The sequence below is a fragment of the Paraprevotella xylaniphila YIT 11841 genome (assembly GCF_900683745.1).
In the GTDB taxonomy this organism is placed as follows: domain Bacteria; phylum Bacteroidota; class Bacteroidia; order Bacteroidales; family Bacteroidaceae; genus Paraprevotella; species Paraprevotella xylaniphila.
The window spans coordinates 2,784,346-2,799,887 of sequence record NZ_LR215980.1 but is presented as its reverse complement, the minus strand read 5'-3'; the positions used below and the strand labels follow the sequence as shown (position 1 = coordinate 2,799,887).

General features: G+C 45.8%; 9 protein-coding genes. 2 read left to right on the top strand and 7 right to left on the bottom strand.

The features are described from left to right. The first annotated feature begins 85 nt into the window (after positions 1–85). Both E0E47_RS11850 and E0E47_RS11845 read left to right on the top strand, forming a co-directional pair. A complete protein-coding gene (locus E0E47_RS11850) occupies positions 86–2,062 on the top strand; it encodes a helix-hairpin-helix domain-containing protein (protein ID WP_232038425.1) in 1,977 nt (658 codons plus the stop codon). 46 nt (positions 2,063–2,108) lie between these two features. After that, positions 2,109–2,885, top strand: a complete 777-nt coding sequence (locus E0E47_RS11845) for a radical SAM protein (RefSeq protein ID WP_130893794.1) — start codon at positions 2,109–2,111, stop codon at positions 2,883–2,885. Between the two features lie 252 nt (positions 2,886–3,137). Here the strand turns inward: E0E47_RS11845 and E0E47_RS11835 are convergent, their stop codons facing one another. The 7 genes from E0E47_RS11835 to E0E47_RS11805 all read right to left on the bottom strand — a co-directional run bounded on the left by E0E47_RS11835 (position 3,138) and on the right by E0E47_RS11805 (position 15,540). Further along, positions 3,138–4,490 (bottom strand): MATE family efflux transporter, encoded by a 1,353-nt coding sequence (locus E0E47_RS11835; RefSeq protein ID WP_130893792.1) that lies wholly within the window; start codon positions 4,488–4,490, stop codon positions 3,138–3,140. 178 nt (positions 4,491–4,668) lie between these two features. Beyond that, positions 4,669–6,258: an L-aspartate oxidase gene (gene nadB, locus E0E47_RS11830; protein ID WP_130893791.1), complete on the bottom strand. Its 1,590-nt coding sequence runs from the start codon at positions 6,256–6,258 to the stop codon at positions 4,669–4,671. Between the two features lie 83 nt (positions 6,259–6,341). Beyond that, the gene (locus E0E47_RS11825; RefSeq protein ID WP_130893790.1) at positions 6,342–7,385 is read right to left on the bottom strand and encodes a hypothetical protein; all 1,044 of its coding nucleotides are present in this window, start codon (positions 7,383–7,385) and stop codon (positions 6,342–6,344) included. 8 nt (positions 7,386–7,393) lie between these two features. Further along, positions 7,394–8,089 carry a hypothetical protein gene (locus E0E47_RS11820; RefSeq protein ID WP_197730274.1) on the bottom strand — a complete coding sequence of 232 codons (696 nt, stop codon included), beginning with the start codon at positions 8,087–8,089 and terminating at the stop codon, positions 7,394–7,396. Between the two features lie 85 nt (positions 8,090–8,174). After that, a complete protein-coding gene (locus E0E47_RS11815) occupies positions 8,175–8,714 on the bottom strand; it encodes a hypothetical protein (protein WP_130893788.1) in 540 nt (179 codons plus the stop codon). A 34-nt stretch (positions 8,715–8,748) separates the two neighbouring features. Beyond that, entirely contained in the window at positions 8,749–9,507 is a 759-nt protein-coding gene (locus E0E47_RS11810) for a barstar family protein (RefSeq protein ID WP_130893787.1), read from the bottom strand. Positions 9,508–9,513: 6 nt separating this feature from the next. Continuing rightward, complete coding sequence (locus E0E47_RS11805; protein WP_130893786.1) at positions 9,514–15,540, bottom strand: RHS repeat-associated core domain-containing protein; 6,027 nt, start codon at positions 15,538–15,540, stop codon at positions 9,514–9,516. Positions 15,541–15,542: the final 2 nt, after the last annotated feature.

Here is a 15,542-nt window from a genome sequence, read left to right as displayed (position 1 = left end):
CATGGCAGAAAAACACTCTACTTGCATTTATCTACAACGCTTGTGGATAAACATGTTAATGTATTGTGTACTACAAATATATCCTGTGGATAAAGTCATTGCACAGCATTATTCCTGGGAAGAATTTGTAGAGAAGATTTCTGTGGATGAGTATGACGACGGGGAAGACATGAGTCCGCTTTTGGAAGAGTTGGCGGGATTGCATGAGCATCCTTTCAACCTGAACACGGCTACGAAAGACGATTTGGAACAGTTGCCTTTTCTGGATGCGGACGAGATAGAGGAAATCTTGGCATACGTGTACCGTTACGGCCCGATGCAATCGTTGGGAGAATTGATGTTGATAGAGGAACTGGACTACCAGACCCGTCAGTTCCTTGCTTTGTTCGTCTACGTGGAAAATCCTGTGGAGGAAAAAGAAAAGTTACGGTTGAAAACCTTGTTGAAAGGAGGGCGGCATGAGGTGACGAGCCGGTTGGATGTGCCTCTGTATAAACGTGATGGATATCAAATACCGGAAGATGAAGTATTGTTGAAAAACCCCAATAAGGTATATCTTGGTAATTCGTTGTACCATAACATACGCTACACTTATCAGTACAGGAACAGGCTGTTTTGGGGATTCACGGCGGAGAAGGACGCAGGAGAACCGTTCGGCAGTTATGGCAATATGGCTTATGATGCCTATTCGTTCCATTTCCTGTTGAAAGATTGTGGAAAACTCAAGGCATTGGCATTGGGAGACTACCGGGTGGGGTTCGGTGAAGGTTTGGTGGTGAACAGTGATTTTTCTTTAGGGAAATCCACTTTGTTTAATATGGGCGACACGAGACCGTCCATCAAGAAATTCTCTTCTACGTCCGAAACTTCCTTTTTCAGGGGAATGGCCGTTACTTTCCGTTTCGGGAAAGTGGACGTGTCGGCTTTCTATTCCTATTTGCCTACAGATGCCACTTTAAGGAAGGACGGGACGGTTTCTTCGTTGAAGACCGATGGTTTGCACCGTACTTTGTTGGAACTGTCCAAAAAGCATAATGTCATGGAGCAGTCTGCCGGGGCAGACGTGACTTGGAATACGAAATATTTTTCTTTGGGTGCGACTGCGTTTTACCAACATTTCAGTCGTTCTTTCTCAAAAGGCACGGAACTTTACCGGCAATATTATCCGGAGGGTAAGGATTTCCTGAATGCCAGTCTGCACTACCGTTGGCATCGTGACAGGTTTTCGTTTTCCGGCGAGACGGCGTTCAGCAACGTATATGGCGGTTGGGCCACGCTGAACAAAGCCATTTACCGTTTCAACCACCGGTACAGTGTGGTAGCTTTGCAGCGGTTGTTCGCTTACCAGTATGTGGGATTGCGTGCCAACAGCTTTTCCGAAGGTGGGGCGGTCAGGAACGAAAGCGGATTTTATATGGGAGTGGAGGCAGCCCCGCTGAACGAGTTGAAGTTGTCCGCTTATGTGGATTATTTTTATTTTCCGTGGGTGAAGTTTGGGATACCTCATGCTTCCGAAGGGGTGGAAGGGACGTTTCAGGCCGATTGGGTCGTATCGCGGAAGTGGGAATTGTCCGGACATTACCAACTGAAGCGGAAAGAACGCTATGGGCAGCCTTACCTGTATCATAAATTGAAGGTGCAGGCGCAGTGTATGCCTTCAAAAGTCTGGGAATGGCGCGGGGTGGCACGATATACAAGGGTGAGGGACGTGTATGGACGGCATGTCGGAGGATACATGGGAGGGAGCATCCTGAAATGGAAGGACCGGAAAAACCGCTTGAATGTGGCCGGGTCGTGCGTGTATTTCGACAGCGAGGACTACAAGGCGCCGATGTCTTTCTATGAGCCTTCGTTGTTGTATGCCTTTTCTTTCATGACGATGTACGGACAAGGAATGAGGGCGGCGGTGAATGCCCGGTGGAACGTGGCAAAACATTGGATGCTGATGTGTAAATACGGGGCTACCGGATATTTCGACCGGGACGAGATAGGGGAGGGGTTGCAACGGATAGGCGGCCGATGGAAAAACGATCTTTCTTTCTTGTTGCGTTACAAGTTTTGAAAAAAGATTGTGTTACCTTTGCAGGTAGTTTTTTTAGAATATAGCCATGTCTACAGTCATTTATCCTTCTCCCATATTCGGGCCGGTGCACAGCCGTCGGTTGGGGGTTTCTTTGGGCATTAACCTGCTTCCGGAAGACGGGAAGTGGTGTACGTTCGATTGTGTGTATTGCGAATGCGGGTTCAACAAGGATTTCCGTCCCAGGAAGCCGTTGCCCACGCGTGAGGAAGTACATGTGGCCTTGGAAGAAAGGCTGAAGGACATGTCCGCGAACGGCCCTGTACCGGATGTGCTGACGTTTGCCGGAAACGGGGAACCCACCCTGCATCCGCATTTTCCGGAAATCATAGAAGACACCCGTGCCTTGCGTGACCGGTATTTCCCGAAAGCTAAAATCAGCGTGTTGAGCAATGCCACCCAAATATTCAGGCCGGAGGTTTTCGAGGCTTTGGGGAAGGTGGACAACAACATCCTGAAACTGGATACGGTGGACGGGGATTACATTAGCCGGGTAGACCGTCCTACGGGGCGTTATGAAGTGGGTCGGGTGGTGGAACGCCTGAAAGATTTCCGAGGCAAAGTCATCATACAGACGATGTTCATGAAAGGCATGTCGGACGGTGTGGACGTGGACAATACTTCCGACCGTTTCGTGGAACCGTGGTTGCGTGCCGTGAAGAAAATAGCTCCATCGCAGGTCATGATTTACACCATCGACCGCGAAACGCCCGACCATGAGTTACGTAAGGCCACGCATGAAGAGTTGGACCGCATTGCCGGACGCATCCGGCAAGAGGGATTGGAAGTTTCCGTGTCTTATTGAGAAGTGTTGCGGTCGGTCTACGAACCGTATGGCCGTATTTTCCATGATATCATCAGCAGGAAAGGCTTTATGAAGATGAATATCTGTAAGGATATTTGTTGTTTTTATATATTTGATATTCAAATGTTTGTAGTTTATAAATCAATCTGCGCCAAACGGAAAATCATTTGGCGCAGATTGAAAAATCGTTTGGCTGAGAACGGAATTCCGTTCTCAGCCAAACGATTTTTGTATGTAACTTTCCTTTAAATTTCAGGAGGCTTGCACGTAACATCTCTTCCGGGACAGGCGTTTGTGCACGTAAAGGTAAGCCGGGATGAGGAAGAGGTCTGCAGCAAACCAAGCCGAAGGGTCGCCGTAACAAACTCCCGTATATCCTAAAATAGGGACCAGGAACAGGCTGACGGCCGTGCGGTCTACCATTTCGAATACACCGGACATCATGGCCAGTTTACTGTATCCTAATCCTTGGATGCTGTACCTGAGCAGGCACAGCAGTCCTAACGGGATGAAATAGGTGCAGGAGGTGACGATGAACTGGTTGGCCTTTTCTATGATTTCATATTCATGGACATCCACAAACAGGTAGATGATGTGGCGGGCGAAAAGATGCAACGCGATGAAACAGAAGATGCAGTAGAGGCAGACCATGAAAAAGCTGGCGCGCAGCCCCATGTTGATACGTTCTGTTTTTCCCGCCCCATAGTTCTGTCCGCAATACGTGGCCATGGCGATGCCCATGCTCTCCAACGGGCACATGAAGAACATCTTGATGCGCATGCCGGCAGTAAAGGCTGCCACGCACGAAGTACCCAGGGCGTTGTTCGCGCTTTGGAGCATGATGCTCCCTATGGCCGTGATGGAAAACTGTAGTCCCATCGGTACGCCCATATCCAACAGCCCTTTTATGTAGTGTCTGTCCAAGGCGGTTTCTCCCTTTTCCATTTTCAGTATGCCGAATTTCCTGAACATGTAATACAGGCAAAGCAGGGCAGAGACGGCTTGTGAGAAGACCGTGGCGATGGCGGCTCCGGCCACGCCCCAATGCAACACGAGGATGCAGAACAGGTCGAGGGCGATGTTCAGGACGGAGGACAGCAGCAGGAAGTAGAACGGGGTCTTGCTGTCGCCCAATGCTCGGATGAGACTGGAGAGCAGGTTATAAAGGAAAGTGAAAGGAATGCCGATGAAGATGACCAGAAGATAGAGGTAGGCACTATGCAGGATGTCGTGCGGTGTCTGCATCATGAACAGGATTCTCTCGCAAAGCAGGGAAGTGACGACGGCCAACACAATGGAAATGATGAGGGAAACCCAAAGACTGTTGGCCACGTAACGCCGCAAGTCGCTGTATGAACGTGCGCCGAACGCCTGCGCCACGGGAATGCCGAAACCGCAACAGCAGCCGGTGCAGAATCCGATGATGAGGAACACGACGGATGTACTGGCCCCCACGGCTGCCAAATCGTTGATGCCTAAATATTTTCCTACGATGGCTGCGTCTATCAGACTATAAGTCTGTTGGAGCAAGCTTCCCAAAATGAGCGGGAGCGAAAAGTTGAATATCAACCGCAGGGGTGAACCCTCCGTCATCTCTTTCGTCATGGCGAATCTCTTTTTCCTGAAAAACACATTCTTTTACGGGTGCAAAATTACGGAATTTACCGGAATTGTTTTATTAAATCCGTCAAATTAAGCGGATTTTTAGAAATAATAAAACTCCTTTCTCAATATGTTTTTATTAGAGAAAGGAGTTTTTACGAGGCCATTGTAAATGGTTACCTTATTTTTGGTCGTAAGCGTGTTTGGGATAGTCTATCGTATAGTGCAATCCGCAGCTTTCCTTGCGTTCGATGGCCTGCCGCGTGATAAGGTAACCCACGTTAATCATGTTGCGCAGTTCGCAAATGTCTTTGGTCGCCTTGACACGCTTGAAAAGCTCTTCGGTCTCTTCGTATAGCAGGTCCAAGCGTGTCCATGCCCGTTTCAGGCGCAGGTCGCTCCGCACGATGCCCACGTAGTTGCTCATGATTTGTCCCACTTCCTTCATGTCCTGCGCGATGAGTACTTTTTCTTCGTTGCTCATCGTACCCTCATCGTTCCATTCGGGTATCTTTTCATTGAAAGCATATTGGTCTATGACCTCCAAGCTGTGGCGGGCTGCCGCGTCGGCATACACCACGGCTTCGATGAGCGAATTGCTGGCCAAGCGGTTACCGCCGTGCAGTCCGGTACAAGAACATTCGCCCACGGCATAGAGCCGCCGGATGCTAGAACAGGCGTTGAGGTCTACCTTGATGCCGCCGCACATGTAGTGGGCGCAAGGCACGACGGGAATGTATTGCTTGGTAATGTCGATGCCGATGGAGAGGCATTTGGCATAAATGTTCGGGAAATGGTGTTTGGTTTCTTCCGCATCCTTGTGCGTCACGTCCAGGCACACGTGGTCCAAGCCATGTATTTTCATTTCCTTGTCGATGGCACGGGCCACGATGTCGCGTGGGGCGAGGCTAAGCCGCTTGTCGTATTTCTGCATGAACTCTTCGCCATTGGGCAACCGCAAGATGCCGCCGTATCCCCGCATGGCCTCTGTGATGAGGTAAGCCGGGTGCGTCTCGCCCGGATGGAAGAGGGCCGTGGGGTGGAACTGCACGAACTCCATGCCTTCCACCGTACCTTTGGCACGGTAGACCATGGCGATGCCGTCGCCCGTGGCAATGTTGGGGTTGGTCGTAGTGGCGTAGACGGCTCCCGTACCACCGGTGGCCATCAGGGTGACTTTGGAGAGGAAGGTATCTATCTTTTGCGTGTCGGGGTCTAAGACGTAAGCACCGTAACATTCGATGTCCGGCGTGCGGCGTGTCACTTCGATGCCCAAATGGTGTTGGGTGATGATTTCCACGGCAAAGTGGTTTTCCAGAATCGTGATGTTCGGATGGCGGCGTACGGCCTCCATCAGTCCGCGCTGGATTTCAAAACCCGTGTCGTCGGCGTGGTGCAGGATGCGGAATTCCGAATGTCCGCCTTCACGGTGCAGGTCGAAATCCCCCTTTTCGTTTTTGTCGAAGTTCACGCCCCATTTCACGAGGTCGCGTATGCCTTGCGGTGCGTTTTTCACTACTTGTTCCACGGCTGCAGGGTTGCTGATGAAATCCCCTGCAACCATGGTGTCCTTGATATGTTTCTCGAAGTTGTCCACTTTCAGGTTGGTCACTGAGGCTATTCCCCCTTGTGCCTTGGCCGTGTTGGCCTCTTCCAATGTGGTTTTACATACGATGGCCACCTTGCCTTTGCCCGCATCGGCCACTTTCAGGGCGTAACTCATTCCGGCCACTCCCGAACCTATCACTAAAAAATCAAATTTGCGTATCATGCCGTCAGTTCATGCTGTTGATGTTAGACGTTGCAAAACTACTTAAAAACTCGGTTGGTTGTGCGTTTGCCGCAGGATTTCTTTTAAAAATAAAAGTGCAGTCCTCCGTTGATAAAGATACGGTAGAACTCTACGGATTGGTCCATGGAGCCGGGAATCACCCCATCTTCGTCATATACGTTTCCGTAAATGATTCCGGCATTTACTCCTATGCCTACGTGTTTGTTCAGCAGGTAGTCCGCACTGAGTTGGTAATGCAATCCCATCCCTTTTACAGTTTTTCCCATACTGAAATCCATCTCTTCCTCGACATTCAAGATGAAGGCACCTGCTCCGATGCCGTACCGTAGGGACCAATGTTTGTTGGCTGCCCTCATGACAAATTCCGGGCCTATGTAATCCAAGTGCATCCGGCTTTTGGGATTGGCGGTTTGTTCCTTGGGGTAATCGGGATTGCGTACGAAGTTGGTATGGTATGCTCCAGAGCGGTAGCCGGAATAGAGAATGCCTACACCCATGAACTTTTTACCCACCCAGTCGATTCCTCCCTGGAAATCCACCCCGTTTTTGAACGTGCCGCTGAGACCGCCCGGAATGTCATGGTAAGCTTTGCTGAACACATGACCGAAACCTCCGTTCCCGTAGATATGGATAGGGAGTGGGGGCGGGAGCTTACGTGGCTTTATGCTTTTCCGGCTAGCCAGTTCCAAACTGTCGGCTTTCCTTATCTGTTCCCTTTGTTGGGTTTTCATGCGTAGCATTTCTCCTTTTATCTGATGGCAGGAAACGAGGATGGTAGGTTCTTTATGTTCGGTGATAGCCAAGGCGTTTCCTCCCACTTTGGCCGTTTCAGCCTTGGCCAGTGCTACGACCTGGTCATAACTGAAATGTGCGGTATATCCGTTTCCTTTTACAGCCACTTTGCCCAGGAGTTCGGCAGAGTAAGGCCGGTTCGTTCCGGTCTTGAATACTTGTACGTCGTCAGCTTGCGTAGCGGGGTAAGAATGATAGATTTCCGTGACCACTTTCGGACTACAGCTTGTCACGAGCAAGGCCACAGCCCATGCAAACCATTTGCCTATTGCGTAGCAACTATTCTCTTTTTTATTTTCTGTTCTCTTTGACATACGCTTGTCTATATAATAAGATGGGATTCTTTCAGTTTGGCAATTCTTTTGTCCATGGAATTGATTCGAATCCGTTCCATGATTTCTTCTCGTTGGTCTATTAGTTGATAGAACTTATCTTTCCATACAGGAAGTTTCCCTAAGAAAAGTTCAAAACGCTCTATGTCATCCCAAGAATTGGTTTGTTCTTCCATGTCCATACAAACTTGTTGTATCAATGCGTCATTATCCAGATAAAGAGCAGTGATTAGCTTGTATTTGAGAAATTCTGTCAGGCTGCAATAATTGTGGCAAACCAACATGTCATATTTTTGCTTGTGTTTTAATAAATCAAACAAGTCTTTTACATTCACTGTTTCTCCGAGGAGGTTGCCGTGTTGGGACTGTACATCATCCACTGCATCTTGAAACATCTGTTGGTGCTTCTCGAATGGTATATCTAACGTGAGATGCTTTTTATTGTAGAACATTTCTATAATAATGTCGTCATTTATCCTCTCATCATATAAAGAATAACCTACCAATAGTGGTCGATAACTTCCATATATTCGTTGAAACTTAAATCCGATTAATCCAACTCCTAATTTCATTAATAATGTATTAGAAGAATACCTTGATAACATTGGAAATGCTTTTTTCCAATCGGTCAGAGGCAGACTTTTCACAGGAGAGCCTGATATAGGTTCAGTTCCTTTATCTTCCATATTACGATGTGATATAGATGAAATCCATTTATATATTTTGTTTTTTTATTCTTGGCATTTACCGAATAGTTTATAGTGTCTCCTTTTATTCTATAATGGGTACGTTCTTTCCGTTTTCTATTTTCCAGCTCGGTAATTTGTATTTGAAATAACCGAATTTTAACCGGTTGATAATGTCTACGTATGGAATAACTCCACCTCTCTCTATGAATTGAGCATATTTTTTATCTAACTTACCTTGAATAAAAGGTTGTTTATTAAATTGCCATACATTCCAGTGTATTTTGGGATCTTCATTTAGTTCTGCTAAGTTATCTGCAAATAATGCTTCTTTGTGTCCCTTTCCGATGTTTTTGGATGTTTCCACTTTGTACCACGCATTAAACACAATACCGAACTTCAAAATAGTGTGTGCATAAAACTCGACCTCATCTTTTACAATCTCTTCAATATTCGGTTTGTAGTCCATGGGATATTTGGTTTTAAATACACGTATGACACTACTATTCAGTTCTTCCAAGTCATTGGCTACGTATTGGAAAAACCGTTTGCATTCGTTGTCTATTTCTGCACAGAACACATTCCCGATTCTTGTTACGATTCTTTTCTTTTTAATTGTTTCCATTTTTATTGTTCTTTGATAGCTATATAAGCTTTGTTCATCTCTTAGATAGAATCCGATTTATGTGATATGCGGATATTAAACCTTTGTCGCTATAAGCAAAGGCAAATTGGAGTACATGTCGTTTTCCGTTATGATTCAACCAGTTATCAGTGCAGTCATACACGATGTCCATATATTGTGAAAAGTCCTCTTTATTCAATATAGACATGTTTTTATGCCTGATCACAATATTCCGGTTTCTTATCTCCGGCAATCGGACAAATACATTTTTTAAATATTCCCAATCTGTTATTTGAAGAGATAGTAAACCAGACCATTGTTCCAATAACTCTTTGGCATATCCTCTGTTTGGAAAATCCATCATATCGGCGTGCTCCACTTCATAATGTTCTATATCATAACACCAGACGAATGGTCTGAGTCGCAACAAAGGCTCTATCCTTTTTTGTTCGTGCAGATTGAATACAAAAGTATAATGATGTTCAGGATCATCAATCCATTCACTTGTTACAATTTGGACCACATCAATGTAGTTTTCAAAATCTTGTTGTGGTAGACCCGACAAATCTTCGTGCAATAGAATGATATTCCTTTTGTTTATCATACCCTCATCTGGACTACGGAAACAATCTATCAGTGCATCCCAATTATCTTGGACATAATATGGATAATTTAATCCTGTAACAATGCAATTACATAGTTCCAGTCTGTTGGTAACTGGACCTATATGAATTATCTTCGCGTCTTTTTCATAAAGCTTTGAAGGGTTTAAAGTAAATATGATATCTTTCATGTAAAATTAATATTTCCAGTTTATAGGTATAAAAGTGTTATGATGATCTGGTGTAAACCATATACTACCATTATTTCCCATTATAATTCTTCTTGGTCCAGGGCGGTGAATATTAAGTTCCCGTGGTGGTGGACATATATATTCTGTATAGTTTATACCTGTTGGCAAATCATTATATTTATTCCAATAACGTTCATTGTCATGTCTAAAAGTATAAGTTTTACCTTCTCCTATTCTTTTAAGTTCCGGTCCTAAATCATGTATGGTTCCATCTGGTTCAGCAACAAAATAATGTGGATTTTCGTTGTTTACGTTACCTTGTATTTTTGAACTTTGTTGTGGTTCAGAATAATACTCAATGGCTCTTTGGGAAGATGGTAATATATTAGGCTTTCCTTTCCCCGTCCAAAAGTTCTTTCCTTGGCTTGCAGCTATTCCACCGTTCACGACCCCTCCGATAACACCAGCTCCGATGGCACTCAAAACATATCCTTTCCAACCCATTTGGGGATCGCCGAAAGCTTGGGAATTTCCTACACTGAGGATGGAGCTTGACACTACACCGGAGAATGCACTTTCCACAAATCCACCTAAGAAGCCCGCACCCACCATTGTAGCGGCCACAAACCCTGCTGCCGCACCGAATCCCCCGGCTGCCGCACCTATTCCGAATGCAGAGACGGCATCACCAAAATCATCTATTTGTCCGTTAATGGCTTTCCAGCTAAGGTTGGCCGTTCCTCCAACTATCATGGCGATACCAATGATAAAGAGTGGGTTCTCTCCGTTTTCATCCACGTAGGCAAGCGGATTATTCATGCAATAGGCATATCGGTTAAATCCCTGCGAAAAATCAGGAATCTGCATATAGGGGTCGGGCGAGAGGAAACGTCCAAGTATGGGGTCGTAAAGCCGGGCGTTCATGTCGACAAGTCCGAATACGTCCAAATATTCATGACCGCAGAACCCACGTGAAAATGTCGAAGCCGACAATGTGGTAGGCCGTACTTCCGGGCTATATGAAACGGGGTTTCTCCGCATGCCCCAGGCATCGTGGTTTAGCTCTTTTATAAGGTATCCGTCGAAACGTACCACATGGGTAATGCTACCCAAATAGTCGCGGAGCAGGCTATAGCATTGTGTGAGAGGGCCTGTTTTTTCCAACATTACGGGTGCATCATAATAGTTTCCACCCACATATACTCTTTCTCTTGCCGGGCCGGAAGAAGACTCTTCCAGTTCATAACACCCCCCGAGATAATATTTCCGGAGATAGGAGCGTCCCTTGTCCTGTGTGACTGTCATTTTCACTTTGTCCAAGTTGCCATTGTAGACGAACTTCGCATCAAAAGCCCCTTCGTGTATGGAGTCAGGCCGCAAGGCTTTGGTATAGAATATTTCCTGCGTACCCATTCCGGACGTGAGGTTGCCTTCAGGGGCAATGCCTGTTACGGCATGAGGTTTTCCGGGCATTTCGTAAGTGTAGCTTCCTACACCCGATTTCTTTATGATATTCCCGTTGGGGGCATATTCCAAAACGGATGTTCCATCTCCTGTAAGACGGTTCATCCCGTCATAGTTGAAAGTTTCCGTCTTTCCCGACCTTTGGTCGGTACGTGTCCGAAGGTTTTGCCGGGAAGTGTCGAACGTATATGTGAAGTTTTGGTAAGTGAGCTGGTCAGTCTTCCCAGTCCGGTGCAGGGGATAACCGTATGCATCGTATTCGTAGAGTCTTGTGATGTTCCCTGTTTGTGCTCTGGTAGGCATTCCCATGTCGTTTTCATCCTCTATTTTAAGGACGGAGGTGCCATCATTAAGTTTTATTTCTGTCAGGTGTCCGTTCTGATACACGTAATTTTCAGTGGTCAACCTGCCGTTCTGCGAGGTGTAAGTGACGGAAGCCGTATTTCCATCTTTGTATGTATAATCTTTCAGCAGCCACTTTCCGTCCGGGGCATCCTCCCGGTATGATGCCAAACGCCCGAACTCATCATAGGTATAGGTGATGAATGTGTTGTTGAACCCCTTGATGGTGGCTATTTCACCATGTGGCGTATAAGTATATGCCACGTTGGGACTTCCCCATCCTATGTTGGTCAGCCGGTTGTATGAATCATAGAGCCTGTTGATATTTTCCCCTCGGGCGTTCTTTTCCCATGCGATGTCCCCGAAAGCCTCATATCCATAAGTGCTTTCTCCGAATCCGGGGTCTGTCCTTTTGCGGCATTTCCTCATGTCGTTGTATTCGAACTTGGTCTGGGTTCCATCCGGGGCTGTAATGATAAGGGGTTGGCCGTCCGCATCCAGTTCGTAACGCGTGGTGCCTCCCGGGTCGTCCACCCTGACAAGACGATCACGAAGGTCGTAAGCCCTTGTGGTTTCCACCCCGTCCTGCGTGGTGGTTATAGTGTATCCGTCATTGTCATCGCTGTAAGTGTACGTGGTGGTATGGCCGGGACGGTCCGTGACGGAAACCAACCGGTCGAAATCATCGTACGTGTAAACCGTATAATGGGAAGGGGAGGACTGTGTATAAGGCAGTGACTTGCGTGCAACACGTCCGTAAACGTCATATTCTATGTCAGTACTTCTCCATATTCCGTCAAAAGTCATTTCGCTTTGGCGAACCACCCGTCCTAATGCGTCATAGACGGTCTTCATGTCCGGTTTTCCCGTTTCCCGGATTATGATTGCATATACTCCTCCCGTAGCTTCATTGCACCATGCATATTCATTGGTCACGGTGGTGCCGTCTGCACGTTCCGTTTCGACTTGTCTTCCAAAGCCGTCATAGGTATAGGCTGTAGTATTTCCCCGGCTGTCGGTGTGCGACTTCAGCCTGCCGTCTGTCCCGTATGCGTACTTTTCCGTTGTCCCTATTTCTGAAGTATGCGAGGATATCCTCCCGTAATTGTCATATTCCCATGATTCGGAAATCCTTGCTTTACCGGTCCACTCCGTTACTGCTTTTATGAGATTTCCTTTTGTATCATATTGGTTGTCATAACGTGTCTCTCCTCCGAGGTAATCCCTTCGGACTGTGGGCATGTCATATTGCCACGAAGGAATGGTGGTTTTTTGTGACACGCTTTTTCCTCCGGCTGTGGTATTTGTGACGGTTTGTTCGTGGATGCGTCCGAAAAGGTATTCTTGTCCGGAAGGTATATAAGCCAGCATGTAGCACACGTCCATGCTGTCAGGTGACGTACCTCCTATCTTGTTTTCAGCCCATCCGGTGTAGACCGGTTTGAAAACAGTGTTCGTTTTTGTTTTATGTCCGTCCCAATATTCTATTTCTTCCGTGGAAGGGTATCCTAACTTGTGTCCATCATAATAATATAGATTGTCCGCGTTTTTTAAATAATCACTTTCATCCTTCATATATAGGTTGACTTCAACCATACGGTTAGGATGCTCCACGATTTCATATTCATAAAAGTTTTCGTAGGCCAAATCATATGCCTCATGGGTCAGTATCCCATACCTTTCAGGGTCAAAGTCACGGATAAGTTCCTTTCCCTTGAAATCCACGGTACGGGTTTGCTGGAAGCCGCAAAATCCCTTTCCGGTAAGATGTTTTATTCCACCTTTATAGTAATAATGCCATCCATCCATTTGCTTGCCATCCACATATTTTTCTGAAATGGCAAGTAAAGGAAGATTGTCAAAGGCTTCTACATAAGGATAGTGGATATTGTAACCTGGCTGATATATGGATGAAAATGTGGCATCTCCGTTGGTGATAGCATAATCGTTCTTTTCTATGGCACCAAGACTATTCACCATTCCTGTAATAAGGTTCTCTTTTTTGTCGTTGCGTGAAAAAGAATACAGATGAATCTCATTCCCATCAAAACAGGCAAGTTGGGAAAAATCCTTTCCCGTCTTTAGGCGTGAAGGCAACAGTTGTCCGCCGGAAGAAGGATATGGAGTAAAGAAAGGATCCTCGAACCGTCCGGCATTATTATATAAATAGGTATAAAACCCTTTGTCGGTATAGTCTATCAAATCCGAACGTCCGTCCCCGTTGACATCTTGAAGTAAGAAATTATATCTGCGTTCTTGTCCTAAACTTTCGCCATCACGCAAAGGTAAATTGAAATTGCTTAAGTCAAAGACCCCATTGCCTTGGGATATAAACAATTCACAATATTGTCGGTTGGAAGTCTTGGTGACATATCTAAGCATGTCTGTCAGTCCGTCCCCGTTAAAGTCACCTATGAGGAATTTTGTATTGTCAGTAAAAACCAGGGGGATTCCGTCTGCTATTTTGCGAGGTGTCCAGACCGAACCTTTTATGTCGAATTTATAAATGTGTGCTCCATTACGATCTTGGTGAACGATTTCGCTACACCCGTCACCGTCATAGTCCAACACGAAAATTTTGTCCGTCCGATTATATATAAATTCCGGAGTAGGGGAATTATGAGTGGTTTGGAATTCTACATGGAAAGGGAATATATGGCCTTGGTAAGGAAGCGTGCCTTTGTTCAGGTCGAAGATGTAACATTGGGAAGGCAAGCCGGTATCTCCGAAAGGTTGGTGGGCGGATACGCCTAAAATTTCGGTTTTCCCGTCTCCGTTGAAATCTCCAGGGTAATAATATTTGGGTTGGATACTGAGTGCTTCTATATTATCGTGTATACAGGAATGTAGGGTGGAAAAATAATATATATGTTGCAAGGGTTGCTTATTCATTAAAAGACTTTCACTATCGTGAATCCTGAAAGTGACTTGATCTGTTTGCTTATTTGCTATGGTGTTGTTTATTTGTACAACGCAGTCACGTCCGCACCCGGTGATGTCTGCGGCCACAATGTCGATAAATCCGTCGCCACTGTAGGTCAACTGGTGCCGACCACCTTGCATGACTCCTAAAAAAGAAAAGTAATCAATATAGTCGTTGTTAGGATAGCCGTTTTCAATCCAGGAATAACCCTCGAAACCGTTTACCACTTCCAGTTCATTCTGGATGATATAAGGATTGTAATCGGGTATTGCTACAATTAAGTCAGCTTTACCGTGGTCAGCATTCCGCGCTACGACAAAACGTTTTGGAGAAGGTGTCCCTACATAACCTTTGCAGACGAAAGAATGGGTGTCATAACCTGTTGCCTTATTTCCCTTACCATAGTAGAAATGCAAGGGAGGAAAGCTTTTCACACCACTCAGATACTCAATTTCTTCCAATAGGGATTGTTTAAGCGTCGTTTGATTCTCATTCCTATAATTGAGTTTATAAGTTCCCAATATGGTATTACCAAACTTACAGGTTATGGTTTTCAGCAAAGAGTTTTCTGTTACTTTCTGTCCTGAAAGATAAAAGGATACTGGGTCTGTCCGTGAACCGACAAACGAGAATTCTATGGAAGCTCCGTTGTATGTAATTTTGTTTATCCGGTAATGGTCCCTTTGTGAAGTATAATGGTATGTAATGGTATTGCCCCACAAATCACTCAGTTCCGTGAGAGGGTAATATAGGTTATTGTTGGTATTGGTTTTATAACCGAATATGGCCGTTCGGCCATTGGGGAAAGCCACGTCAAAATACTGTAAGGAATTACCTGCATAGTTCGCTTTGACACGTATATAGCCGCGCTCGCTCAAATAAGTGACGGAATCCACCTTGACCAACCGCATACCATCGAGCATAAAAACATCTTCACGGTTGAAAGCTATGGGAGCGATTTTCCCATCATAATAAGGTGTTTGTACTGTGCGGCAAATGACGGACAATCCGGAAAGAGACCATCCTATTCCTAATAAACCGTTGCCTTGTTGGCTATTATAAACAAAGGATAATTCCGGATTAAATCCCCGTATTCCTTTATAAGCAGATATAGGGACAGTATAGGTACGTGCACCGGTGGGAGATACTCCTGAAGTGATATCTATTTGTCCCACTTCATTTCTTGTGTCTATCTTGTAAGTGATAGGCACATAATCGTTGTCAATAGCCGGATACCCCTCTTGTCCGAGGGCAGAAAGGAGGCAGCACGCGCAAAGGAAGAAAAGAAGCGGAAACCGTTTCATAA